The following is a 22,665-nucleotide window of genomic DNA, read 5'->3' on the forward strand; positions in this document are numbered from 1 at the left end:
ACCACTCGGGGCCCGCGGCGCCGGGACGCAGGTACAAGGGGCGCCACCGGGCGCGCAAGGGTGCGCCGTGGTGACACTGCGCTGGTCGATCCCGCTGATGCGGCTGGTGGCGATCGGCCTGCTGGCGGCCGCTGCGGCGGTCGTCGCCTGGTCGGTCCTCCCGCTCTCCTGGGGCTGGAGCTCCGCGGTGATCGTCAGCGGCTCGATGGGCCCGCGGGTGCACCGCGGCGACGTGGTGATCTCGTCTCCGCCGGCGGCGGACTGGCGGCCCTCGGTGGGCCAGGTGGTCACCGTGCCGGACGCGCTGCACCCCGGCGGGACGGTGACCCACCGCGTCGTCGGGTTCGACGAGCGGGGCCGGCTGATGACGCGCGGCGACGCCAACGGCAGCGACGACACCTTCCACACGGCGCCGGAGCAGGTGCGCGGGATCGCGCGGCTGCTCGTGCCCCGGGTCGGCCTGGCGACGCTGCTGATGCGCGAGGGGAACCCGGCGCTGTTCGTGGCGCAGAGCGTGGCGGTGTTCGGCCTGCTGGCGCTGGCGCTGCGGCTGCCGGTCGTGCCGCGCCGCTGGGCGGGAAGGTTCAAGTCCGGCGCGCTCCTGCCGACGTAGTCCCCGAGGGAGGACCGTGATGGCTGGCGACACACCGCGGGCGCGGCGCGGCCTGCGCACCGGGCTGGCGCTCCTCGCCGTCCTCGGCCTGGTCGGCCTCGGCCTGCTGCCCACCAGCATGGCCGCCTTCTCGGCCACGACCTCGAACCCCGCCTCCTCGTTCACGGCCCGCGCCACCTTCGGCCTGACCCAGACGGCGCCGTGCTTCAGCCACGACGGCTCGGGCGGCTGCACCGCGGCCACCGCCATCGCGGCGGGCCGCAGCGCGGTGGTCAGCCCGGACGGCGCGCACGTCTACGTCGCCACCAGCTACACCCCGGACGGCATCCGAAGCGGCGTGGCGCAGTTCTCCCGCAACGCCGCGACCGGGGCGCTCACCCAGCTCGGCTGCCTCAGCAACGGCACCCTCGCCGGCTGCACCGCGGTCGCCGGCGCGCTCAACGGCGTGCAGGACGTCGCCATCAGCCCGGACGGCCGGCACGTCTACGCCGCCGGGGCCACCAGCTCGACGATCACGGCGCTCAGCCGCGACCCGGGCACCGGCGTGCTGAGCGCGCTGGCCGCACCCAACCGGTGCCTCTACCACAGCGCGGCGACCGCCGTCTCCGGCTGCACCTCGGGCCGCGTCCTCGACGGCGCCGGCGGGGTCGCGGTCAGCCCCGACGGCGCGTTCGTCTACGTCGCCTCCAGCGTGTCCGACTCGGTGACGGTCTTCGCCCGCGACTCCGGCACCGGCGCGCTGACCCAGCTCGCCGGCACCGCCGGCTGCGTCACCAACTCCGCGGTCGGCGGCTGCGCCACCGGCAAGGGCCTCAACGGGGCCGCCTATCTGCACCTGTCGCCCGACGGCAGCAGCCTCTACGTGGCGTCGACGACCAGCAACGCCGTCGCGGTCTTCCAGCGCGACGCCGGCACCGGTGTGCTCACCCAGCCGGCGGCGCCGAACGCCTGCGTGTACAACAACGGCTCCACCGCCATCACCGGTTGCACGGCCGTCAGGGGCCTCTCGGGTGTGAAGAACGTGGCGATCGCACCCGACGGCCGCACCGCGTACGCGATGGCGGTCTCCGGTGACAACCTCGCGGCGTTCACCCGCAACACCGGCACCGGCGTGCTCACCCAGGTCGCCGCCCCGAATGCATGCCTGTACCGGGTCACCGTGGTCACCGGCTGCACCGCCGCCAACGGGCTCGACGGGCCGTCGGCCATGGCATTCAGCCCGGACGGACTGTTCGCGTTCGTCGCCGCCTCCGCGTACAACGCGGTGCTGACGTTCCGGCACGACAACACCACCGGAGTGCTCACCCAGCTGACCGGGACCGCCGGATGCCTCAAGCTGAGCGGCGGGACCGGCTGCACCACCGGCCTCGGGCTGTCCCGGTCCAACTCCGTCGCGACGAGCCCGGACGGCCGCGACGTGTACGCGGTCGGCGGCAACGTCAACTCCACCGGCTTCGTGGTCCCCCTCAACCTCGCACACTGAAGGAAGAGCGCGGGTTGAGGTGGGCTTGATGTGGGCCGGGCATTGTTGGCCACGTCAAGGAAGTCGGGGACGTTGAAAGGGAACCGAACATCATGAAGTCAAACCGCCTGATCGCCATCCTGGGTGTGGCCATCGCCGGCACCCTGCTGGTCGCTCCGCAGGCGGCGTCGGCCGCAGGGGCGCAGGTGCCCGTCGACGAGGTGCCCAACGCCCCGATGGGTCTGCAGCAGCTGCGCTCGGCCACCGACGCCTCGCTGACCGACGTGTACTGGAAGCCGGCGACCTACGCCGCCAGGTACCGCGTCAAGGTCACCGACGGCGTCAACACCGTCTCCAACCAGGTCGTGCCGGCGACCCAGGCGCTCACCAACGGCCTGTACCACCTGAGCGTCGCGACGCCGAACAAGTGCTCGACCTACAAGATCACCGTTCGGGCGGAGGACGCCATCGGCCAGGGCGCCGCGGCCGGCGTCACCGAGAAGTCGCTGGTTCCGACGATCGTCACCAAGGCCCGCGGGTACCGCAGCGCGGACCGGACCAAGGCGACCTTCGAGATGTCCACCCCGCAGTGGAAGGGCTACCTGGTCGCTCCCGGCGGCGGCGCCAAGCCCGACAACCTGAAGAAGCCGACGATCTCCGTCAGCACCACGATGCAGCTGGTCCGGCTCATCGACAACAAGGTGATCAACACCGCCACCACGACGCAGACCGGGTGGACCACCGCGAAGGTCGCCAAGACCTACACCCAGCTGGACACCAAGCGCGCCTACGTGCTCCGGGTGACCACCTCCAACGCGTGGGGCAGCTGCTCCCGCGCCGACGGCCGGATCCTGATCAACCCCGTGCCCGCCTGAGACATCCCCTAAGAGAACGGCCCGGCATCCGCCGGGCCGTTTCTCGTTGTGCCGGGATCTTGCAGGAAGCCCAGAGCCGCGCTTGACCGCGGGTTGAGACACCGGGCCGATCGGCCATGTGTCAGCAGGAAGAACGAAGGAGAAGTTCATGAAGATGTCGCGCCTCGTGGCCGTGCTTGGTGTGGCCGTGGCCGGCACCGTCGTGGTCGCACCGCAGTCCGCCTCCGCCGCCGCCAACTCCGTGCCGAGTCACCTGATGGGCATCGCGGCGGTCCGCGGCGGCCTGCAGGGTGAGACGACCACGGTCAGCTGGAACACGCAGACGGACGCGACCAAGTACCGCGTCGTCGTTCTCGAGGGGGCCAAGAAGTCCGAGTACGTCGTGCCGGGCGCCGGCGCCACCGGGCGGATGGCGACCACGGTCCCCACCGCTGACAAGTGCTCCTCCTTCCGCATCACCGTGTACCCGGAGAACGCGAACGGCGTCGGCGCGCACCAGAGCCAGTGGATCGGTACGTTGATGCCCACGATGATCGTCAAGGCGAAGGCCAAGCGCGGCGCCGACGGCACGACCGCCACCTTCTCGTACGCCGACCCGCAGTGGGCGGGATACGTGGGCGACGCCAAGATGGGCCCGCGTCTGCCGGTCCCCTACCACTGGACCGTGCCCCTGCAGATCAAGCCCACCCTCGTCAAGATGGTCGGCAACCAGGTGGTCAATGAGAAGCCGACCTCGGTGCGCGACTCCGCCAGGCTGGACAACCTCACCTACAAGAACCTCGACCCGAAGCGCGCGTACGTGCTGAAGGTCAGCACCTCGAACGGCTGGGGCACCTGCGCCCGCGCCGACGGCAAGATCCTGCTCAAGGCCGGTAAGTAAGTAGCACCCCGGCAACCGGCCCGCTACCCAGGCGGGCCGGTGCTGCACCCGCCGGTCGCGAGACTCGGCTGGACGACCTGGGGCTCAACGGTCCGCCCGTACGGCATCAGCCGCCGGGCGGACCGCTTCGGCATGTGACCGTCCGGTGATCTGCCGCCGCCCCGCGCCGACGTCCAGGCCGAGGAGCGCACAGCGATGACGACCCGACCGAACGCCCGATCACGGCGGTATTCCGCCATGGCGATCATCGCGGCGCTGGCCGTCGCCCTGACGGTCGCCGGACCGCCCAGCCCGGCGTCGGCCTCGGTACCGACGGCCGCGAAGCGGTGGTCGTCGCTGATGTACCACAGCCTCACCCCGACCAAGCAGTACGTGGCGCTGCGCAAGAAGCTCGCCTCCCAGCGGAGCACCATGGCGAAGCGGGCCGAACGGGTACCCGTGCGCGAGGCCGCGCAGGAGGCCGCGCAGACGGACGTGACGGCGGCCGTCACCGCCGACGTGGGCCCGCGTACCCGGTATGCGCTCGCCCGGGAGGAGCTGGCCAGCGCGCGGAACCGGCTGACCGTGGCGACGCAGCTGCGGCCGAGGAACGCCACCGCGGTCGCCGCCGCGAAGAAGGCCGTCACCGCCGCGGCCGAGACGGCGTCCGCCCGCCGCAAGGAGGCGGCCACCGCCGCCGCGGCGCTGAAGAAGGCGCAGGCCAACGCCCGGACCGCCACCGTCCAGCTGGACAAGGCGATCACCGAGCTGCAGACCTCCAAGGACGCGGTCCGGACGAACCAGCGCAGGCTCAAGGCGCTCGACAAGTCCGCCGAGCTGGCCGCCGACGCCGCCGCGACCAGCCGCGACGTGGTCACCGCCGTCCGGGGCAAGTTCGCCTACGCCGACACCACCACCGTCAACGGCATCAGGGTGCACCGGAGCGTCGCGTTCGCGTTCCGCCGGATGATCAGCGACGCGAAGGCCGACGGCGTCGCGCTGTCCGGCGGCGGGTTCCGGACCAAGAAGCGGCAGATCGAGCTGCGGAAGATCAACGGCTGCCCGGACGTCTGGAAGGCGCCGGCCTCGTCGTGCCGGGTGCCGACGGCGATTCCCGGCCGGTCGCTGCACGAGCTCGGCCTGGCCGTCGACATCACGTCCGGCGGCCGCACGCTCACCCGCGACAGCGCCGGGTTCGCGTGGCTCAACGAGCACGCACACAAGTACGGCTTCGTGAACCTGCCGTCCGAGGCGTGGCACTGGTCGATCACCGGCGGGTGACCGGCGGGCCGCCGTCCGGTCTCCGGACCGGCCGGGGTCCGCGAGAATGGCCGGATGACCATGCGCATCACGCCGTTGACCGACCCCAACCGCGGCCCGTCCAGCTATCGGCTGGCCTGGCTCGCGGCCGGCGGGGACGGGCGGCCGCTCGGCACGGCCTTCCTGCGGGTACCCGCGGTCGGCGACTCGGGCGAGGTGGAGCTGCACGTGCACCCGGCCGAGCGGCGCGCGGGCGTCGGCACGCGGCTGCTCGAGACGGTCGCCGGCGCCGCCGGCGAGCTGGGGCTGCGCGGCGTGCTGACCGAGGCGGTGCAGGAGGATTCGGCGGGTGACCGGTTCTGCGCGGCGCGCGGGCTGCGGCGGGTGCTTGCGCTCACGTACGCCCGGCTGGAGCTGGCCGGGGCCGAGCCGGTCGCGGATCCGGTGCCCGGCTACCGGCTGGTCCAGTGGGACGGGACCGTGCCGGACGACCTCGCGGAGACGTTCGCCCGGTCCCGCCGGGCGATGGACGACATGCCGATGGACGACGCGGGCTACGTGCCGCAGCCCTGGAACGTCGAGCGCCTGCACGCGATCGCCGATGCGGTCGCGGTGCGCGGCGAGACGCTGTTCACCGTCGCGGCGGTGGCCGCGGACGGCGAGATCGCCGGCTTCACCGAGCTGGTGGTGCCGGGCGACGGCACCGGCGACGGCCAGCACTACGGCACCGGGGTGCTGCCCGAGCACCGCGGCCACGGCCTGGCCCGGTGGATGAAGGCCGACGCGATCAACCGGGCCCGGTCCCGCTTTCCCGGGCTCGCCGGGCTGCTCGCGGACACCGCGGACAGCAACGTGGCGATGCGCAAGATCAATGACTCGCTCGGCTACCGGCCGACGCATCGCAGCGTGCTCTACCGCCTGGACCTGGCGACGGCCGACTGAGGGATGCCGCCCCGCGCGGCGGGACGACATCCCTCTCTTTCCCCGCCTACTCGGATCCGCAGATCACGTCGTCCATGAGGCGGGAGGTGCGCTGGGACACCGCGCCGGCCGCGTCCTCGTCGGCGAGCTGGGTGGACAGGGACAGAATCGCCACCCGGTCGCCGTCCGCGTCGACCGCGTTCGCGGTGCTCATGCCGGGCACGTCGCCGCCGTGTGACCAGTAACCGCCGCACCGGTTCGGGATGAACATGATGCCGAGGCCGTAGCGCGCGCCGGGGATGAAGTCCTGCCACGTGTCGGCGAGCACCGTCTCGTGCAGCTGCGCCATCTGGCGCGGCTTGAGCAGCCGGCCGCGCTGCAGCGCCTGCCAGAAGCGCGCCAGGTCGGTCGGGGTGGTGATCAGGCTGCCGGCCGCGTCGGCGACGGTCGGGTTGAACCGGGTGGTGTCGTAGAGGGTGCCGCCGGGTGCCCACTGGTGGTAGCCCTTGGCGTGCGGCGCCGGCAGGGACGGCCGGTCGCCCGGTTCCGAGGTGTGGCGCAGGCCGAGCGGCTGCAGGACGCGGGCGCGTACCTCGGTCGCCCAGGTCCGGCCGGTCGCCCGCTCGATGATCATTCCGGCGAGGATGTAGTTGGTGTTGGAGTAGTCCCATCGGGTGCCGGGCGCGAAGTCGGGCCCGTGCTTGGTCGCCAGGGCGACGAGGTCCGCCGCCTCGTAGTGGTCGTACCGGTGCGCCAGGTACCCCTCCTGGGAGCCGAGCGCCGTGATGTCGCGGGTGTAGTTGTAGAGCCCGCTGGTGTGCTGGAGCAGGTTGCGGACCGTGATCCGGCGGCCGTCGTTGCCGTTGCCGGAGACGACCCCGGGCAGCCACCGCTCGACGGTGTCGTCCAGCGACAGCCTGCCCTCGCCGACGAGCTGCAGGACGACCACGGACACGAACGTCTTGGTGTTGCTGCCCATCCGGAAGTGGCCGTCGAGCGGCACCGGCGAGCCCCGCTCGAGGTCGCCGACGCCGGCCCGCGCGCGGACGGTGTCGCCGTCGACCCGGGTGAGTCCCTGCACCCCGGTGATGCCGAGGTCGTGCAGGTCGTCCACCGCGACCTGAAGCCGCCGGTCGTGGTGCGCCGCCGCGGTGGCCGGCACCGCGGTGCCGGCCACCAGGGCCGCGGTCAGCGTGGCGGCCAGTCCGCACCGGCCGAGGTGTTTTCGCATGTCAAGGCCTCCTCCACAGTAGGAGTCTTGACCGTACGAAGCCCTTCGATGCGTCTCCAGCCGGTGATCCCCCCAACCGGGGGTGGGGCTAACCCCCGTAAACGCCTCAGGTCGGCGGTATCCGCCGGCGGACGTCGTCCACCGTGGTCGCTCCCGGTTGCCAGGTGGACACCCAGGCGCCCTCGCCGGGCGGCAGGATGATGCCCTCCTCCAGGAAGGCGTAGCGGCCCTCCAGCACGCGCCGGGCCACCTCGACGTCCGGGGAGTCGGTGTTGTCCCAGAGCGCGGTGAACAGCGCCTCGATCCGCAGCCGGGACTGCCGGCAGAAGACGTGCGCCAGCTCCACACCCTCGGGATGCGTCTGCCGCTCGCCCTGTGCGCGCACGCAGACCGCCGACATCGCGAACAGTTCGGCGCCGATGTCCACGATGCGGCCGAGGAAGCCCTGCTTGCGCTCCAGCCGGCCCTGCCAGCGCGACATCGCGTAGAAGACCGACCGGGCGGCCTTGCGCGAGGCCCGCTCGACGTAGCGCAGATGCCCGGCGAGGATGCCGAACTCGGCGTAGCCCCGGGGTAGTTGGCCGCGGCCGACGGTCAGGGTCGGCAGCCACCGCGCGTAGAAGGCGCCGGCCCGCGCCCCGGTCTTGACCTTCTGGCCGGCCCCGGCCTCCGGGTCGATGATGTCGCCGGCGACGGAGAGGTGCGCGTCGACCGCCTCGCGGGCGATGAGCAGGTGCATGATCTCCGTCGAGCCCTCGAAGATGCGGTTGATCCGCAGGTCGCGCAGGATCTGCTCGGCCTCGACCGCGCGCTCGCCGCGGGCGGCCTGCGACTCGGCCGTCTCGTAACCCCGGCCGCCGCGTACCTGGATCAGCTCGTCGGCGACCAGCCAGGACATCTCGCTGGCGAAGAGCTTGACCAGGGCGGCCTCGATGCGGATGTCGTTGCGGTCGTCGTCGGCGATCGTGCAGCAGAGATCCAACATGGATTCCATCGCGTACGTCGTGGCGGCGATGAACGCGACCTTCTTGGCCACCGCCTCGTGCTGCCCGACCTGGCGGCCCCACTGGACCCGCTCCGCAGACCACTCCCGGGCGATGTTGACCGACCACTTGGCCGCGCCGAGGCAGAGCGCGGGCAGCGACAACCGGCCGGTGTTGAGCGTGGTCAGCGCGATCTTGAGGCCCTTGCCCAGGCCGCCGATGAGGTTCTCGGCCGGCACGAACACGTCGTGGAACCGGGTGACGCTGTTCTCCAGCCCGCGCAGGCCGAGGAACTCGTTACGCCGCTCGACGGTGATGCCGGGCGCGTCGCCCTCCACCACGAACGCGGTGATGCCCCGGTCGGGCACCCGGGCCATCACCACCAGCAGCGTCGCCAGCGTGCCGTTGGTGGCCCACAGCTTCACCCCGTTGAGCCGGAAGCCGCCCTCGACGGGCTCGGCGACGGTGCCGAGGCGCGCCGGGTCGGATCCTACGTCCGGCTCGGTGAGCAGGAACGCGGACACCTCGCCCGCCGCCAGCCGGGGCAGGAACGCCTTCTTCTGCTCGGCCGTGCCGAAGAGCTTGAGCGGCTGCGGCACCCCGATCGACTGGTGTGCGGACAGCAGCGCGCCGAGGGCGGGGCTCACCGAGCCGATGAGGGTGAGCGCCTTGCAGTAGTGCAGGTTGGACAGCCCGAGGCCGCCGTACTCCTTGTCGATCTTCATGCCGAAGGCGCCGAGCCGGGCCAGGCCGTGGAAGACCTCGTCCGGGATCCGCGCCTCCCGCTCGATGCGCGCACCGTCCACCTCGGAGCGGACGTACGCCTCGAGCTTGGCGAGGAAGTCCTCGGCGTCGGTGGAGGATCCCGCGGCCGGCCACGGATCGATCAGATCGAGCCGGAATCGCCCTAGGAACAGTTCCTTGCCGAAGCTCGGTTTGCGCCACTCGGACTGGCGAGCGGCCTCGGCTACCTGTCGCGCCTGCTTCTCGGAGACGTCGGCCGGCTTGGTCACGGTTACCCCCTTGACCTGGGTACGGCTGGCACGCCCCGTGAAGATGCTCATCCCCGCCGGGGCCTGGCAAGCGCCACGTTACCGACGGGTGTTACCGGAAGGTAGTCGTCTGCGCTATTCGTCTGTTCGCGCGTCTTGTGCTTTCCCGCCGCATGTCCAGGCACTTCGCATGCCCGCTCGCCGGCTCAGGCGCCGCGCCGGCGGAGCAGCAGGCCCTGCGAGACCGCGACGCCGGCGAGCACGATCACGGCGCCGGCCGGCTGGTTCCAGTGCAGGTGCTCGCGCAGGACCAGGACGCCGACCAGGGTGGCGACCACCGGCATCAGGTAGGTCACCGACGTCGAGGTGCTGGCGCCGGCGACCCGGATCACCTGGAAGTTGAGCACGAACGCGATGCCGGTGCCGAGGGCGCCGAGGGCCAGCACGCAGAGCAGCACGTCGGCGGAGAGCGCGGTCACCGCCGGCGGCGGGCCGGCCAGCAGCGGCGCCGCGACGGCGAGCATGGCCAGGGCGGCCAGCAGCTGGGCCGCGGCCATGGAGACGCCGCTGCCGGCGCGCCCGGCGATGAACTTCTTCTGGTAGGGGATTGCCACCGCATAACACATCGCCGCGCCGAAGCACATGAGCTGGCCGGTGAGCTGGGCGCCGCCGACGCCGCGCCAGACGCCGAGCACCACCAGCACGCCGGCGAAGCCGATGCCGACGCCGGCCGCCAGGCGCGCGGTCATCCGCTCGGTGCGGAACAGCAGCACCGCCAGCGGCAGCGCGGCCAGCGGCGTCGCCGCGTTCCAGATGCCCGCCAGCACCGAGGACACCCGCTGCTCGCCGAAGCCGAACAGGGTGAACGGCAGCACGACGCCGAGCAGCGCGACGACCGCCAGGTGTCCCCACAGTCGGGCGTCGCGCGGCAGGCGGTCCCGGGTGACCGCGAGCACCGCCAGCAGGATCAGCACGCCCGCGGCGACTCGGCCGAAGGTGAGCCACAGCGGGTGCAGCTCGCGGACGCCGACCTTGATGAACAGGAAGCTGGTGCCCCAGATCGCGGCGAGCGCGAGGTAGTGCGGCAGCCACCGGCGCAGCGCGGCGGGCGCGGCGGCGGACGCGGCGGCGGGCGGCTCGAGGTCAGGAGCGGTTTGCGTGGTCACCCCTGACACTCTGCCGAACGGGTACGACAAAACTCGCGCGGTTTTCCGACCTGTGGGTGTGTTCTGCGTTACCGGCCGCGCAGGAACGGCAGCGTGACGGCGAGGAACTCGGCGGGCGCCTCGGCGTACGGCGCGTGCCCGGTCGGCAGCGGCGACCAGGCCGCGTGGGGGAGCAGGCGGCGGGCCCGGCGACCGTCGTGGCCGAGCAGCGGGTCGCGGGTGCCCCAGGCGAGCAGGGTCGCGACCCTGAGACCGCCGGTGGCCGCCCGCAGGTCGTGCGCGGGGTCGTTGAAGCTGCGCCAGATCGCGGCCTCGACGGCGATCGCCGCCGGGTCGCCGCGGCGCGCGTCGTCGCGGGCCAGCATCTCGGCGACGGTGGCGTTCCGGCGGCGCAGGTAGCGGCGGCTGAGCCGGCCCGCGAGCAGCCGGGTGGCCGCCTCGGTGCCCTTGAGCCGGACGAAGGCCCTGCTCAGCGGCGTCGGGCGGGTGAATCCGCCGCTGTTGACCAGCACCAGGGCCCGGACCCGCCCGGGATGATCCAGCGCGAATCGCACGGCGCAGTAGCCGCCGACGCTGTTGCCGATGAACGCGGCCTCGTCGATGCCGAGCGCGTCGAGCAGCTGCGGGACCAGCTCGGCATAGCCCATGGCGGTGGCCGAGGAGGGCGGCCGCGGCGGTGGCGACTCGCCGTAGCCGGGCCAGTCGACGGCGTACACGGTGAAGTGCTCCGCGAGGGCGGGCGCGACGGCCGCGAAGTCCCGGCTGTCGCCGGGGTTGGCGTGCAGGAGCACGACGGCCGGTCCGGCGCCGGAACGGTGCACGACGACGGGCCCGGCCGAGGTCGGCACGGTCGCCGGGTCACGGTGCATGCGGCCCTCCAGGCAGGAAGCCGGCCAGCGCGTCGCGCAGCGGCGCGATGACGGCGTCGCGGGCCGACTCGGCGACGGCGACCTCGGCCGCCATCACCACCCACAGCTGGGCGGCGGCCTCGGCGCCGGGCCGGTCGAGCGCGGCGAAGTCGGCGGCGGCGAGCGCGGTGAAGTGCGCGTTGCGCCGGGCTATCTCGGCGAGGACGGCCGGCTCGGCCCGCGCCTCGACCAGCAGCGCGCGCGTGCCCCGGTCGCGCCGGCAACCGTCGAGGTACGCGGTCGTGGCCACCACCAGCCGGTCGCGGCCCGGGCCCAGGTCGCCGATGGCCGCGGCGATGTCGTCGGCCAGCCGGTCGTGGAAGCGGCGGTGCAGCTCGACCAGGAACCCGGCGCGGTCGCCGAAGTGATGGAAGAACGTACCCTTCGCCACGCCGGCCGCGGCGACGACGCGGTTCACGCTGACCTGGCCGAGCCCGTCCCGGTGTGCCAGCGAGACGCCGGCCGACAGCAGCGCGTCGCGCTTGGCGTCCGGATCGCGGGTACGCATCCCCGGACCCTAGCTATTGACCGACCGGTCGGTCAATAGCATGATCTCGGCATGCGTACGTTCGATGAGCTGGTCGGTGAGGCCGCGGCGGCGGACGTGTCCGGCTGGGACTTCGGCTGGCTCGACGGCCGGGCCACCGAGGAGCGGCCGCCGTGGGGCTACGCGCGGCTGCTCGCGTCGCGGCTGGCCGAGGCCGGCTCGGCCCTGGACATCGACACCGGCGGCGGCGAGATCGTCGCCGAGGCCCCGCGCCTGCCGCCGGGAATGGTCGTCACCGAGGGGTGGCCGCCGAACGCCGAGCGGGCCCGCCGCCTGCTCTCGCACCGCGGCGTGCGGGTCGTGGAGGTGGAGCAGGGCGGGCCGCTGCCGCTGCCGGACGCCGCCTTCGAGCTGGTGAGCAGCCGCCACCCGGTGCGCCCCGACTGGCCCGAGATCGCCCGGGTGCTGGCCGACGGCGGCACCTACCTCGCGCAGCATGTCGGGCCCGCCTCGGCGTTCGAGCTGATCGAGTGGTTCACCGGCCCGCTGCCGCGGAACGGACTGGCCCGCGATCCCGAGGGCGAGGCCGCGGCGGCCCGGTCGGCGGGCCTGCGGGTCGTCGACCTGCGCACCGCGCGCTGCCGGATGGAGTTCTTCGACATCGGCGCGGTCGTCTACCTGCTCCGCAAGTGCGTCTGGTGGGTGCCCGATTTCTCCGTCGACCGCCACCGCGCCGCCCTCGTCCGGCTCGACGCGCACCTCCGCGAGCACGGCTCCTTCCGTGCCCACTCGACCCGGACGCTGATCGAGGCCCGGCGTACTTGATCATGGCCGCTACCCTCGCGTCGTGGCGGACGGCTCGTGGCGGGTACGGCTGGTGGCGGTCCTCGCCGCCGGCGGCCTCCTGGCGCTGGCGCTCGGTATCCGGGTGGCGGCGGGCGGCGGCGTCCTGGACAGCTCCGGCGCCCTCGCGCAGTACTCGGGCACCGTGTTGTACGCCTCCATGATCTACGCGGGGGTGTTCCTCCTGGTGCCGGCCGCCGGCCCCTGGACCGCGGCCGCGACGGCGGTCGCCTTCTGCTGGCTCGTCGAGCTCTCGCAGCTGACCGGCGTGCCGGCGGCGCTGTCCGAGCACAGCGTGCTCGCCCGGCTGGCCCTCGGCGTGCGGTTCGACGCCGCCGACCTGGCCTGGTACCCGGTGGGCGTGCTGCCGCTCGCGGCGCTCCACGCCATCGCCCTGCGGAGGTCCCGGTGAACGCGCGGCGGCGCGAGGTCCTCGGCCACGTCGCGCGCCGGATTCCGGTGCTCGACGGCCGGGCGTGCCCCCGGGTCGCCGTCGACGGGCCGGACGGGTCCGGCAAGACCGTCTTCGCCGACGAGCTCGCCGCGGCGGTGCGTGCGCTCGGGCGTACCGTCGTGCGGGTCTCGCTCGACGACTTCCACAACCCGCGGGCGGTGCGCTACCGGCAGGGCCGCGAGTCACCGGAGGGCTTCTGGCTGGACTCGTACGACTACCGGCGCTTCCGCGGCGACGTCCTGGAGCCGTTCGCGCCGGGCGGCTCCCGGCGGTACCGCCCCGCCGCGCACGACCTGGCCACCGACGCCGTGCTCGACCCGCCGCCGCGCACCGCGCCGCCGGGGGCCGTGCTCATCGTCGACGGGCTCTTCCTGCACCGGGAGGAGGTCGTGCGGGACTGGGACCTGTCGGTCTTCCTCGACGTCCCGTTCGCCGTGACGGCGCGGCGGATGGCGGTCCGCGACGGCACGGACCCCGACCCGGAACACCCCGGCATGCGGCGCTACGTCCAGGCGCAGCGCATCTACTTCGCCGCCTGCGCGCCGCAGCGCCGCGCCGACATCCTGATCGACAACCAGGACTTCGACGCTCCTCGCATCGTTGACCGGTGACCCCACAATCGCGGTATGCGGTGGTGGGGGAGCGCCCGGTGCCCGGTACGCGACGTTGAGCGCGACTGGATCGACACGTCGCTGGACTGGCTGCTCGCCGAGTTCGGCCCGGACCGGCTGCGCGGCGCCGTGCTCCTGCCGACCGACGACTTCTTCCCCGGCGCCTACCGCGGCACCCGCGAGGACACCAGGTCGGTGCTCGGCCTCCTCTGCGCGCACATGGGCATCGACCCGGCCCGGATCGACCTCGAGCACTACGCCGACGACGCCGACCCGGAGCTGTCCGCGCACGTGCCGCTGAACTCCAGGTCGCGCGGCGCCGCCGGGCATCACCGGATGCGCGACGGCCGGTCGGTCATCGGCATCGCCGACGAGCAGGCGGACGCGCCGATGGCGCTCGTGGCGACCATCGCGCACGAACTCGGCCACGTGCTGCTGCTCGCCGACGGCCGGGTCTCGGCGCGGCGCAAGGACCACGAGCCGCTGACCGACCTGCTCACGGTCTTCTACGGCCTGGGCGTCTTCGCGGCGAACTCGGCGTTCGAGTACGCCGCGGACGCGAACAGCTACCGCACCTCGCGGCTGGGCTACCTGACCGAGCCGATGTTCGGGTACGCGCTGGCCCGCTACGCCTGGCTGCGCGGCGAGGCGGACCCGCCGTGGGCCCGGCACCTCGACACGAACCCGCGGACGTTCCTCAGGCAGGGCCTTCGCTATCTCGCCCGGTAGCCTCGTCCGGTGCGCGCATGCGCCACGCGTCGGTCACCAGTTCGGCGAGCCGGTCGGCGTCCACCCGCGCCAGCCAGAGCATGACCAGGGGCAGCCCGTCGTAGGCGGGCGTGGTGAAGAAGAGCCCGGGCTCGCCGAGGAGCAGCGCCTGCTTCTCCGCCTCGTCGCCGACGAACAGCACCGCGACGTCGGTCCGGATCACCCGCGGCCGGCCCGGCGTGCGCTCCGGGTACGACCAGACGAAGCCCTTGCCGGCCACCCGGAAGTCGAAGCCGTCGCTGTCGATCTCGGCGACGTGGGGCAGGGCGAGCGCCAGGCGCCGGACATCATCGGCGTCAGCCATCCGGCGATGCTATCCGGCGACCGGGAAATCGGCTGCGGCACCCGTCGGCGCCGGCCTACGCTCCCGCGATGACCTGCCGCCTGTCCGCGCTCAGCATCGACGCGGTCGAACCGCTGCGACTGGCCCGCTTCTGGTCCGGGCTCCTGGGCCGGGAACTGACCGACGACCTCGCGCTCCTGCCCGGCGACGGCACCGGGTTCCCGATCCGGTTCGTGCCGGCGCGCGAGCCCAAGACCGGCCGGAACTGGATTCACTTCGAGCTCACGAGCGAGTCGCCGGAGGCCCAGCGGCGGACCGTGGCCCGGTCGCTGGAGCTCGGCGGTGCGCACTACGACGTCGGGCAGCTGCCCGACGAGGAGCACGTCGTGCTCGCCGACCCCGAGGGCAACGAGTTCTGCGTCATCGAGGCGGGCAACAGGTTCCTGGCCGGCTGCGGGTTCCTCGGCGCGCTGTCCTGCGACGGTACGCGGGAGGTCGGGCTCTTCTGGAGCGCGGCGCTGGGCTGGCCGCTGGTCTGGGACCAGGACGAGGAGACCGCGATCCAGTCGCCGGCCGGCGGCCCGAAGATCACCTGGGGCGGCCCGCCGCTGATGCCGAAGCCGGCCCGCAACCGGCTGCGCTTCGACCTCGCGCCGCCGCCCGGCGGCGATCGGGGTGCCGAGGTCGAGCGCCTGCTCTCCCTCGGCGCGACCCGGATCGAGGGCGCGCTGGTCGACCCCGACGGCAACGAGTTCTGCGTCCTGACCCCCCGCTAGGTCCGGGCGTCGGCCCGATCACGACCGTCTTCGTCGCCGTGCCGCGACGATTCCGACGACCGCGATGCCGGCGGCCAGGACCACGGCGACCGCCCACGCCCCGGCCGGGATACGGCCGTCTCGAGGGCCGGAGGCGACCGCCCCTCCGGAAGGGGCCGACGATCCGGTCGGCGCGGCGGCGGGAACGGTGACCGCCGGACGGTCCGTCAGCGGGTAGCGCCACACGTCCGCCTTGGTGCCGGGCGGCTGTTTCGCCACCTCGGAGACGGTCAGCAGCGCGGTACCGTCCCCGCGGTACGCGACGGACTCTCCCTGCGGCTCGTCCGGCAACGCGATGATCCGCGGCGTCCCCGCCGTGATGGCCCGGACCACGTCACCGTCGGGCACGTCGAACTCGAACGCGTCGGCGTAGGTCCGCAGCACCGCCCGCCGCCCATCCGGGCTGACCGCCCCACCGGTGACCACCAGACGGCCGGGCAGCGAGTACGGATTCCCGGTGGTGGTCAGCGGCACGGCGACCGAGCCGGCCCGGCGCAGCGGCGTCGTCCGCCCGGCCCGCAACGCGCCATCCGGGACGTACACCGCAGCTGTCGCCGCGCTCTTCGTCACCACGATCGGGGTACCGGTCGGCGAGAGCAGCAGCGCCTCCGCGTCGTGCGGCCCGTCCGGGTAGGACAGCCGGAACAGCCGGGGTTTGCGCGCACCCGGGGCCAACCGCCACAGGGCGATCGTGGTGCGGGTCAGCCCGTTGTCGCCGATGTCGGCGACCCAGACGGTGCCGTCCACGGCGAGCGCCAGATCCTCGGTGTCGCGGGGCCGCGACGGGTAGCGCACCGCGCGGACCACGGAACAGCGCCGGTCCAGAAAGAAGATCCGCCGGTTGGCGGCCTCGTCGGACCCGTCGTTCACCACCACGTACCCGGTGGGTGTCTCCGCCAGGCCGGAGATCTCGGTCAGCCGGCCGTCACCGATCCGGCACACCCGGGTCCGGTCGGCGGCCGCGGCCGCCGCACGACCGGGCAGGACCACCGGTACGCCGATCCCGAGCAGCGCGGCGATCAGCGCGGCCACACGCTCGCTCCTCAGCAGCACACCCGGCCCCTGTTCCTCGCCAGGTGCCGCAGTCGGCTACCTGCTCTCCAAGAGAACGTAGCCCCCGGATCACTCCGGTTCGAGGTCGGTCAGCGCCCGGCCGGTCGCGGCGTCGAACGGGACCGACTCGTGATCGTGGACAATCAGCCACCGGCCGTCGATCCACCGGCAACCGAGGGTCGCCCGTACCCACATGTCGACGTCGCCGCCGGCGACCAGGGTCCCCGTGACGTGGTACAGGAACGAGCAGAACCCGACGTCACCGTCGGCCGTCACGTGCAGTTCGCGGACCTCGTACCCGATGTCGGACGCGTACGCGTCGAACCAGGCCCGGGTCGCCTCCTCGACGGCGGCGCCGCCCCGCGCGTGCAGCGGCGGCAGCACGTTGAACGTGACGATGTCGGGGTGCTGCCGCGCCGCGAGCGGCTTGGGGTCCTTGGCCGCAACAGCGGCGATCCGCTCCGCCACGACCGCTTCCAGCTCGCTCCGCCTGTCCATGAGTACCTCCCCGAGTGGATTACCGGACTTTGATCCCGTACCCGGGCACGGCGCCGGTAACCGCCGTCCGCTACCCGTTCCCGGGTGGCGAGGCCTTCGTGGTCTGCCTCTTCATGGTGCAGAAGAGGCAGGGCGTCCGGCCGGGATGGCATGCTGACCGGGTTCGATTCCCGGTACCGGTGTGGAGGTTTCGGCGTGGCGGTGTTGCGGGTTCGTGGCTACGCCCTTCCCGAGGGCGAGCCGATCGATCTGTACGCCGACGGCGACGAGTGGACGACGGACCCGGTCGCCGGCGCCGAGCTGGTGGCCGAGGGCTGGCTGCTGCCCGGGCTGGTCGACGCGCACACGCACCCGGGTGCGGAGGAGCCGGGCCGGCCCCTCGACGACGGCGTCCTGCGCGGGGACCTGCGGGCGCACCTGGAGGCCGGAGTCGCCCTGATCCGCGCGCCCGGCCTCGCGGGGGACCCGCCGGACTGGTTCGGCAACGGTGACGACAGCCCGCGGGCGTTCCACGCCGGACCGTGGATCGCCCAGTACGGCCAGTTCTTCGACGGCTGGGGGCGGCGCGCCGAGCCGGTCGATCTGCCGGCGGTCGCGGCCGAGCAGGCCGCCCGTACCGGATGGGCGAAGGTCGTGATCGACTGGCTGGTCGGCGACGACGTCGTGCCGTTGGACGTGCTGCGCGAGGCCGTCCGGCGGGTGCACGCGGCCGGCGGGCGCCTCGCGGTGCACTCGATGCATCCCGCGGGCGCGGCGATCGCGGTCGAGGCCGGTGTCGACTCCCTGGAGCACGGCATGTGGCTGGACCCGGAGCTGCTGCCGCGCATGGCGGAGCAGGGCACGGCGCTGACGCCGACGCTCGCGTTGCTCACGGCATCGCTGGAGCGGGCCCGCGCGAAGCCGGACGGCCCGGACAAGCAATGGCACCTCGGTGGTGCCGCCGCGCACGGCCGGTTGACCGCCGCCGCGGTCGAGGCCGGGGTCACCGTGCTGGCCGGCACGGATTCCCGGCCGCACGGGTGCATCGCGGGCGAGATCCGCGCGTTCGTCGACGCCGGTGTCCCGCCGCACGAGGCGATCGCCGCGGCGTCCTGGGCGGCCCGCTCCTATCTCGGCCTGCCCGGCCTGGTCGGGGGAGCCCCGGCCGACGCGGTCGTGTACGACGCCGATCCCCGCAAAGATCTCGGCCAACTCGACAGGCCACGGGCCGTCATCGTCCGCAGCCGGCTGGTCCGCCGCGCCGGCTAGGCGCGTGTATCGAAGTCACAGCCTTCTGGGACGACGATGATTTGATACGTGAACTCCGCGGACAAAGCCACTCACCAACTGACGCTGAGGATTCTCGACTGGCTCTACATCGACGGCCATATGGACAACGACATCAGGCGCTGCCGGGACAGAGACTACGACGATGAGGATCCGTCGGGCAGCTACTGGGATGCTCTCGCCAAGCTCGGTTCAACAATTCGTGAAGCAGGCTGGCAACAGCTTCCAGACTGGCCAGACACCTACGAAGACCTACAGCGCTGGGGCAGCGCAGACGAGACACGCCCTATCAGCCTGACCGCCGGGCAATGGACGCTCGTCGTCGCAGCATTACAGCACGGGGCCACCGTCCAGGACGCCATCGATGAGCCTCAGGAGGCGGCCCGGACACGTGCGCTCGCCGCAGCGGTCCGGCTGGGACTTTCCCAGCAGGGCCTGAACGTTCAGCCGCTCCAAGGCTACAGAAACTAGGTGCGACTACTCAGGTCGGTGGTCGGCCGGGCCCAAGGCACCTGATCGGTGCGCCAGCCGGACTTTGCCGGAGGTCGCCCGCGGGATAGTCGGAAGCCCGGACGGGTGCGACCTGTGCTCCGTAGGGTCATTCCGTGTCCCGAAAATGGCATGCGGGGATCATCGGGGGTTCGGCCCTCCTCGTGCTTGTGAGCGGCTTCCTGCCGTGGTGGGCGATACAGGTGGGCAACGAGACGTACGTTGGATCGGCATGGCGAATGTCCACACGATGGACCGTGTCGGTCTTGCTTACCGTGACTGCCGCGGTCGCATGGCTGGCGTGGTGGATGACCCGCGGCCGAGTGCCCGTAGCGATATGGCTCGCGGCCCTCGTCGCGGTAACGGTCTCGATGTTCCTGACACTTCAGCAGCGCAGCGATGTCGAGCCTTGGCCCCCCGCCGAGGCCACCGCGCTGCTTGAGCCGGGAAATTACCTGTCTGCAGAGGTGGAGATGTCCGACACCGAGTTCGCAGAGTCGGTGATGCCACGCGATCACCTACGGCGGTACACCGACCCTGGCATCGAGTCCGGCACGAGTTACGGCTTCTGGGCCGGGCTCGCCGGCATGATACTGACCGGACTGTCGTTGGCCGCTGCCGGCAGAGGCGGTCGGCACCCGAGATAACACCCGGACAGTAGTCGCACCTAGGTTCTGTCTCATGGATCACAGGCTGTCGGGTCGGGCGCGGAGCCAGAACCTAGCCGGTGGTGAAGGTGTAGCTGCCGGAGGGGGCCCGGTAGACGGCGTGGGCGCCGTCGGTGCGTAGGAACCGGGCCCGGTGTGGGGTACGGGTGACGGCGCCGTCCGTGGTCGGGACCCAGATCTCCGCCGTGGTGTTGGGTGGAATCGTCACGGCCAGCCGGAGCCGGCCGTCCGCGCGGGTCCACTCGGTGCGGGCCAGGCCCTGTGGGGTCGCGTAGCTGCCCCGTACGGAGGTCAGGTCGCCCACGATCCTCGGCTGGATGACCAGCTCCCGGTAGGCCGTCGCGCCGTCGGCCGCGCGGATGCCGGCCAGGCGTGCGTGGAACCACTCCTCGATCTGGGCGAGGATCATGTGGTTCTTCGAGTCGCCGCGGTTCCACCGCTCGCCCACGGTCGTCATGCCGCCGGGGTTGGCGACGGTCGGCGCCATGAAGAAGCCGTAGCTGGGCTCGGTGTTCTCCTGCAACAGGTCCCACAGCACGTCGTCGCGACCGCCCGCGGACAGCGCCCGCACGGTCGGGGCCATGCCGATGGTGCCGCCGCTGAAGTGCGGGCCCTGGCCGAAGCCCCGCACGAGTTCGACGAGCGCGGCCAGCACCGGGGCGCGTTCGCCGTCGGGCACGAGGTCGGCGTCGAGGGCGAGGGCCTGCGCCGTCTGGGTGGCGCCGGCGGTTCCCGCGTCGCCGGCGGTGGTGTAGCGGCGCAGCGTCGTGTTGTAGAAGTGCAGGTTGAACGCCGTCTTGATGTTCGCGGCGAGTGCCTGGTAGCGCCGGGCGTCGGCCGCGTGGCCGGTGAGAAGGGCCAGCTCCGCGAGGTCGCGGATCATGACGTAGTAGCCCCAGGTGCCGGTGATCCGGCCCGAGGTCTGTTCGGCCGCGACCCAGTCGCCGAGGGCGGCGTCGACGATGTGCGCGTCGGCGCCGGTGCCGGCCTTCTGCCGCTGGATGTAGTCGGCGAACCGGACCATCTGCGGGTAGTAGCGGGCCGCCGTTTCGGTGTCGCCGTAGAGCCGGTGCAGGAAGGCCGGCACCAGGATGATGGCGTTTCCCCAGTTGATCTCGTCGCCGAACCGGCCCTCGTAGCCCCAGTCGTAGACCGGGGTCTTGAGCGCCACGTTGCCGAACATCGGGGTGTCCGCGACGGACTGGCCCTCGACCAGGTGCCGCATGGTGGTCCGCAGGTAGGCCGACAGGTCGAAGTCGCGGTGGATCGAGCCCATCGGCATCGTGTAGTCGGCCGGGTAGGACAGTTTCTCGCGGCCCGGGCAGTCGGTGAACACCGACATGATGTTGCCGGCGAAGGAGTACCGGGCCATCTCGTGGATGCGGTTGATCCGGGCGTTCGAGGTGACGACCTCGCCGGCGACGGGGGTGGCCGCCTGCACCCGTACGCCGGTGATGGTGTCCTTGGTGGGCACGTAGCCCGGCGGCAGGCCGGTGACCTGGACCCACTGCATGCCGAAGTAGTTGAAGTCGGGCCGCCAGGTCTCCCCGCCCGGCAGGCCGGCCGCGGTGTAGGTGTTGAACAGGTCGGTGCCGCGGCGCCCGCCGCCGCCGATCAGCGACGCCTGGTCGACGGTGCCGTCGGCGGCCAGTGACTCCGCCGGCGACAGGCGGATGGTCGTGCCGACCGGCACGCCCGGGCGCAGGCGCAGCCGGGGCCAGCCGACGATGTTCTGGCCGAGGTCGAACACCCAGGTGCCGGGCCGCGGGTTGGTGACCGAGACCGCGGTGAACGTCTCGGCGACGGTGATCGGCGGCGCGGTGCGCCCGACCAGCCGGGTGGCGAGGTTCGGCGGCGGCGCGATCCCGGCGCGGATCCAGCCGGCCGGGCTGCCGTCGCGCCGCTGCGCGGCGGCCGACAGGTCCGCTCCCGGCAGGTCCCAGCCGGGCTGCTCGCGGCGCGCGTCGTGGTCGGCGCCGGAGTACCAGGCGTCGGTGACCAGCGGGCCCAGCGCGGTGCGCCACTCGCGGTCCGAGACGATCACGGTCGCCGGACCGCGGGCGTACGCGATCTCGAGGCGCGCGATCAGCCGGGGCGTGACGGCCGCGCCGGCGCTGGCGTCGCTGGCCGCGATGTTGTTGCCGGAGCCGGTGACCGCGGCGCCGGCCGGGTGCGGCCGCGACAGGGCCGGGGCGAAGGTGATGCCGTCCGCCCCGATCGCGGTGATGGTGCGCGACTCCAGGTTGTCGCCGCCGTCCCCGGTGTCGACGTTGACGGTGCCGCCGACGTGGTAGCCGGTGACGGTGTCCAGCGGCACGGTGGTGGCGCCGGCCGGCACGTCGGCGGTGAGGACGCCGCGGCCCTTGAGCTGGCTCTGCCACCACGAGTACGGCGACGCGCGCCCGACTGCCGGGTTGGTGACGCTGCGCCGCACGTACGCGGGTCCGCTGCCGAGGCGCACCCCGACGGAGTTGGCGCCGCCGCGCAGCTCGCCGGTGATGTCGTAGGCGCGGTACTCGCTGGAGAGCTGATAGTTGGCGTACCCGGGCGCGAGCACCTCGTCGGTGAGCCTGCGGCCGTTGACGGTCGGCAGGTGCAGGCCGACGCCGGACAGGTAGAGCCGCGCGTGGCTGATCCGGCGATTCCGGTCGACGGTGAACTGCCGGGCGAAGATCGGCATCGGCTGGGTCTCGGCGCGGCCGGGGTACTCGATCCACCTCGCGGCGCCCCAGTCGGACTGCTCCAGCAGGCCCGTCTCCCAAGTGGACGGCCGGCTCCAATCGGAGGGGCGCCGGTCGGCGCCCCAGGCGCGGACCTGCCAGCTGAGGCGTTGCCGGGAGCCGAGGGCCGCGCCGCCGTAGCGGACTCCGGACTGGACCGCGGAGCTGATCCTGCCGGAGTCCCAGAGCAGGCGGTCGGCGGCGACGTCGCGTACCCGTACCTGATAGGCGGTCTGGCGGTCGGCGGCGGGCGACCGGGTCTCGGCGAAGCGCCAGCTGAGCACGGGATCGGGGTCGTCCAGGCCGAGCGGCTGGTCGGCCCGGCCGTCGACGCGCAGGTCGACGACCCTTACCGCAGGGCCGGTCGCGCCGGCCGGCGCCGCGGTCGTGGTGAGGATCAGGGAGACTCCGAGGGCGGTGAGTTTGTTCCACATGTTCTC

At 72.8% G+C, this 22,665-nt stretch carries 23 protein-coding genes; 14 read left to right on the forward strand and 9 right to left on the reverse strand.

Translation table 11 applies throughout. The features are described from left to right. The first annotated feature begins 70 nt into the window (after nucleotides 1-70). The 6 genes from ACIBSW_RS20190 to ACIBSW_RS20215 all read left to right on the forward strand — a co-directional run bounded on the left by ACIBSW_RS20190 (nucleotide 71) and on the right by ACIBSW_RS20215 (nucleotide 6,011). Nucleotides 71-613 carry a S26 family signal peptidase gene (locus ACIBSW_RS20190; RefSeq protein ID WP_354724811.1) on the forward strand — a complete coding sequence of 181 codons (543 nt, stop codon included), beginning with the start codon at nucleotides 71-73 and terminating at the stop codon, nucleotides 611-613. A 19-nt stretch (nucleotides 614-632) separates the two neighbouring features. Continuing rightward, nucleotides 633-2,096 carry a beta-propeller fold lactonase family protein gene (locus ACIBSW_RS20195; RefSeq protein ID WP_354724809.1) on the forward strand — a complete coding sequence of 488 codons (1,464 nt, stop codon included), beginning with the start codon at nucleotides 633-635 and terminating at the stop codon, nucleotides 2,094-2,096. Between the two features lie 92 nt (nucleotides 2,097-2,188). Further along, the gene (locus ACIBSW_RS20200) at nucleotides 2,189-2,950 is read left to right on the forward strand and encodes a hypothetical protein (RefSeq protein ID WP_354724808.1); all 762 of its coding nucleotides are present in this window, start codon (nucleotides 2,189-2,191) and stop codon (nucleotides 2,948-2,950) included. A 148-nt stretch (nucleotides 2,951-3,098) separates the two neighbouring features. Beyond that, nucleotides 3,099-3,830: a hypothetical protein gene (locus tag ACIBSW_RS20205; protein WP_354724806.1), complete on the forward strand. Its 732-nt coding sequence runs from the start codon at nucleotides 3,099-3,101 to the stop codon at nucleotides 3,828-3,830. A 195-nt stretch (nucleotides 3,831-4,025) separates the two neighbouring features. Further along, the gene (locus ACIBSW_RS20210; protein WP_354724804.1) at nucleotides 4,026-5,090 is read left to right on the forward strand and encodes a M15 family metallopeptidase; all 1,065 of its coding nucleotides are present in this window, start codon (nucleotides 4,026-4,028) and stop codon (nucleotides 5,088-5,090) included. A 54-nt stretch (nucleotides 5,091-5,144) separates the two neighbouring features. Next, nucleotides 5,145-6,011 carry a GNAT family N-acetyltransferase gene (locus ACIBSW_RS20215; protein WP_354724802.1) on the forward strand — a complete coding sequence of 289 codons (867 nt, stop codon included), beginning with the start codon at nucleotides 5,145-5,147 and terminating at the stop codon, nucleotides 6,009-6,011. Nucleotides 6,012-6,057: 46 nt separating this feature from the next. Here the strand turns inward: ACIBSW_RS20215 and ACIBSW_RS20220 are convergent, their stop codons facing one another. The 5 genes from ACIBSW_RS20220 to ACIBSW_RS20240 form a co-directional block, all read right to left on the reverse strand. Further along, nucleotides 6,058-7,221 carry a serine hydrolase domain-containing protein gene (locus ACIBSW_RS20220; protein WP_404799393.1) on the reverse strand — a complete coding sequence of 388 codons (1,164 nt, stop codon included), beginning with the start codon at nucleotides 7,219-7,221 and terminating at the stop codon, nucleotides 6,058-6,060. Between the two features lie 106 nt (nucleotides 7,222-7,327). Further along, nucleotides 7,328-9,268, reverse strand: coding sequence for an acyl-CoA dehydrogenase family protein (locus ACIBSW_RS20225; RefSeq protein ID WP_354724798.1), 1,941 nt, complete (start codon nucleotides 9,266-9,268; stop codon nucleotides 7,328-7,330). Nucleotides 9,269-9,402: 134 nt separating this feature from the next. Beyond that, a complete protein-coding gene (locus ACIBSW_RS20230) occupies nucleotides 9,403-10,362 on the reverse strand; it encodes a DMT family transporter (RefSeq protein WP_404799394.1) in 960 nt (319 codons plus the stop codon). 68 nt (nucleotides 10,363-10,430) lie between these two features. Continuing rightward, the gene (locus ACIBSW_RS20235) at nucleotides 10,431-11,231 is read right to left on the reverse strand and encodes an alpha/beta hydrolase (protein WP_354724796.1); all 801 of its coding nucleotides are present in this window, start codon (nucleotides 11,229-11,231) and stop codon (nucleotides 10,431-10,433) included. Further along, nucleotides 11,221-11,778: a TetR/AcrR family transcriptional regulator gene (locus tag ACIBSW_RS20240; protein ID WP_354724794.1), complete on the reverse strand. Its 558-nt coding sequence runs from the start codon at nucleotides 11,776-11,778 to the stop codon at nucleotides 11,221-11,223. Before ACIBSW_RS20240 ends, ACIBSW_RS20235 begins: the two co-directional genes overlap by 11 nt. Nucleotides 11,779-11,829: 51 nt before the next feature. Between ACIBSW_RS20240 and ACIBSW_RS20245 the strand changes: the two genes are divergently transcribed. From ACIBSW_RS20245 to ACIBSW_RS20260, 4 genes are read left to right on the forward strand one after another with little or no spacing between them, the layout of a single operon-like run. Next, complete coding sequence (locus tag ACIBSW_RS20245) at nucleotides 11,830-12,582, forward strand: SAM-dependent methyltransferase (RefSeq protein WP_354724792.1); 753 nt, start codon at nucleotides 11,830-11,832, stop codon at nucleotides 12,580-12,582. Between the two features lie 22 nt (nucleotides 12,583-12,604). After that, complete coding sequence (locus ACIBSW_RS20250) at nucleotides 12,605-13,012, forward strand: DUF2809 domain-containing protein (RefSeq protein WP_354724790.1); 408 nt, start codon at nucleotides 12,605-12,607, stop codon at nucleotides 13,010-13,012. Continuing rightward, nucleotides 13,009-13,665, forward strand: coding sequence for a uridine kinase (locus tag ACIBSW_RS20255; RefSeq protein WP_354724788.1), 657 nt, complete (start codon nucleotides 13,009-13,011; stop codon nucleotides 13,663-13,665). Before ACIBSW_RS20250 ends, ACIBSW_RS20255 begins: the two co-directional genes overlap by 4 nt. A gap of 15 nt (nucleotides 13,666-13,680) precedes the next feature. Next, complete coding sequence (locus tag ACIBSW_RS20260; protein ID WP_354724786.1) at nucleotides 13,681-14,394, forward strand: hypothetical protein; 714 nt, start codon at nucleotides 13,681-13,683, stop codon at nucleotides 14,392-14,394. On the opposite strand, the gene ACIBSW_RS20265 is transcribed toward ACIBSW_RS20260, so the two are convergent. Then, nucleotides 14,363-14,737 (reverse strand): MmcQ/YjbR family DNA-binding protein, encoded by a 375-nt coding sequence (locus tag ACIBSW_RS20265; RefSeq protein WP_354724784.1) that lies wholly within the window; start codon nucleotides 14,735-14,737, stop codon nucleotides 14,363-14,365. The two genes, ACIBSW_RS20260 and ACIBSW_RS20265, sit on opposite strands and share 32 nt — an antisense overlap. Before the next feature lie 68 nt (nucleotides 14,738-14,805). Here ACIBSW_RS20265 and ACIBSW_RS20270 point away from each other — a divergent pair, with 68 nt between their 5' ends. Continuing rightward, a complete protein-coding gene (locus ACIBSW_RS20270; RefSeq protein ID WP_354724782.1) occupies nucleotides 14,806-15,492 on the forward strand; it encodes a VOC family protein in 687 nt (228 codons plus the stop codon). 18 nt (nucleotides 15,493-15,510) lie between these two features. On the opposite strand, the gene ACIBSW_RS20275 is transcribed toward ACIBSW_RS20270, so the two are convergent. Together ACIBSW_RS20275 and ACIBSW_RS20280 are read right to left on the reverse strand one after the other, a co-directional pair. Then, nucleotides 15,511-16,563, reverse strand: coding sequence for a hypothetical protein (locus ACIBSW_RS20275; protein ID WP_354724780.1), 1,053 nt, complete (start codon nucleotides 16,561-16,563; stop codon nucleotides 15,511-15,513). A gap of 90 nt (nucleotides 16,564-16,653) precedes the next feature. Further along, the gene (locus ACIBSW_RS20280; protein WP_354724778.1) at nucleotides 16,654-17,082 is read right to left on the reverse strand and encodes a nuclear transport factor 2 family protein; all 429 of its coding nucleotides are present in this window, start codon (nucleotides 17,080-17,082) and stop codon (nucleotides 16,654-16,656) included. Between the two features lie 195 nt (nucleotides 17,083-17,277). On the opposite strand from ACIBSW_RS20280, the gene ACIBSW_RS20285 reads away from it, so the two are divergent. The 3 genes from ACIBSW_RS20285 to ACIBSW_RS20295 all read left to right on the forward strand — a co-directional run bounded on the left by ACIBSW_RS20285 (nucleotide 17,278) and on the right by ACIBSW_RS20295 (nucleotide 19,484). Further along, the gene (locus ACIBSW_RS20285; RefSeq protein ID WP_354724776.1) at nucleotides 17,278-18,330 is read left to right on the forward strand and encodes an amidohydrolase family protein; all 1,053 of its coding nucleotides are present in this window, start codon (nucleotides 17,278-17,280) and stop codon (nucleotides 18,328-18,330) included. Nucleotides 18,331-18,378: 48 nt separating this feature from the next. Continuing rightward, entirely contained in the window at nucleotides 18,379-18,819 is a 441-nt protein-coding gene (locus ACIBSW_RS20290; protein ID WP_354724774.1) for a hypothetical protein, read from the forward strand. A gap of 134 nt (nucleotides 18,820-18,953) precedes the next feature. Further along, nucleotides 18,954-19,484 (forward strand): hypothetical protein, encoded by a 531-nt coding sequence (locus ACIBSW_RS20295; RefSeq protein WP_354724772.1) that lies wholly within the window; start codon nucleotides 18,954-18,956, stop codon nucleotides 19,482-19,484. Between the two features lie 73 nt (nucleotides 19,485-19,557). Here ACIBSW_RS20295 and ACIBSW_RS20300 read toward each other — a convergent pair whose 3' ends face one another. Further along, nucleotides 19,558-22,659, reverse strand: a complete 3,102-nt coding sequence (locus ACIBSW_RS20300; protein WP_354724770.1) for a family 78 glycoside hydrolase catalytic domain — start codon at nucleotides 22,657-22,659, stop codon at nucleotides 19,558-19,560. Between the last annotated feature and the right edge of the window lie 6 nt (nucleotides 22,660-22,665).

The organism is Actinoplanes sp. NPDC049668, assembly GCF_044465445.1.
Classification (GTDB): domain Bacteria; phylum Actinomycetota; class Actinomycetes; order Mycobacteriales; family Micromonosporaceae; genus Actinoplanes.

What these genes read in the sequence shown, in the direction of transcription:
- ACIBSW_RS20240 (WP_354724794.1), bottom strand. Translation starts at nt 11,778, where the DNA reads ATGCGTACCCGCGATCCGGACGCCAAGCGCGACGCGCTGCTGTCGGCC.
- ACIBSW_RS20265 (WP_354724784.1), bottom strand. Translation starts at nt 14,737, where the DNA reads ATGGCTGACGCCGATGATGTCCGGCGCCTGGCGCTCGCCCTGCCCCAC.
- ACIBSW_RS20205 (WP_354724806.1), top strand. Translation starts at nt 3,099, where the DNA reads ATGAAGATGTCGCGCCTCGTGGCCGTGCTTGGTGTGGCCGTGGCCGGC.
- ACIBSW_RS20235 (WP_354724796.1), bottom strand. Translation starts at nt 11,231, where the DNA reads ATGCACCGTGACCCGGCGACCGTGCCGACCTCGGCCGGGCCCGTCGTC.
- ACIBSW_RS20300 (WP_354724770.1), bottom strand. Translation starts at nt 22,659, where the DNA reads ATGTGGAACAAACTCACCGCCCTCGGAGTCTCCCTGATCCTCACCACG.
- ACIBSW_RS20245 (WP_354724792.1), top strand. Translation starts at nt 11,830, where the DNA reads ATGCGTACGTTCGATGAGCTGGTCGGTGAGGCCGCGGCGGCGGACGTG.
- ACIBSW_RS20280 (WP_354724778.1), bottom strand. Translation starts at nt 17,082, where the DNA reads ATGGACAGGCGGAGCGAGCTGGAAGCGGTCGTGGCGGAGCGGATCGCC.
- ACIBSW_RS20195 (WP_354724809.1), top strand. Translation starts at nt 633, where the DNA reads ATGGCTGGCGACACACCGCGGGCGCGGCGCGGCCTGCGCACCGGGCTG.
- ACIBSW_RS20220 (WP_404799393.1), bottom strand. Translation starts at nt 7,221, where the DNA reads ATGCGAAAACACCTCGGCCGGTGCGGACTGGCCGCCACGCTGACCGCG.
- ACIBSW_RS20200 (WP_354724808.1), top strand. Translation starts at nt 2,189, where the DNA reads ATGAAGTCAAACCGCCTGATCGCCATCCTGGGTGTGGCCATCGCCGGC.
- ACIBSW_RS20225 (WP_354724798.1), bottom strand. Translation starts at nt 9,268, where the DNA reads ATGAGCATCTTCACGGGGCGTGCCAGCCGTACCCAGGTCAAGGGGGTA.
- ACIBSW_RS20215 (WP_354724802.1), top strand. Translation starts at nt 5,145, where the DNA reads ATGACCATGCGCATCACGCCGTTGACCGACCCCAACCGCGGCCCGTCC.
- ACIBSW_RS20260 (WP_354724786.1), top strand. Translation starts at nt 13,681, where the DNA reads ATGCGGTGGTGGGGGAGCGCCCGGTGCCCGGTACGCGACGTTGAGCGC.
- ACIBSW_RS20270 (WP_354724782.1), top strand. Translation starts at nt 14,806, where the DNA reads ATGACCTGCCGCCTGTCCGCGCTCAGCATCGACGCGGTCGAACCGCTG.
- ACIBSW_RS20210 (WP_354724804.1), top strand. Translation starts at nt 4,026, where the DNA reads ATGACGACCCGACCGAACGCCCGATCACGGCGGTATTCCGCCATGGCG.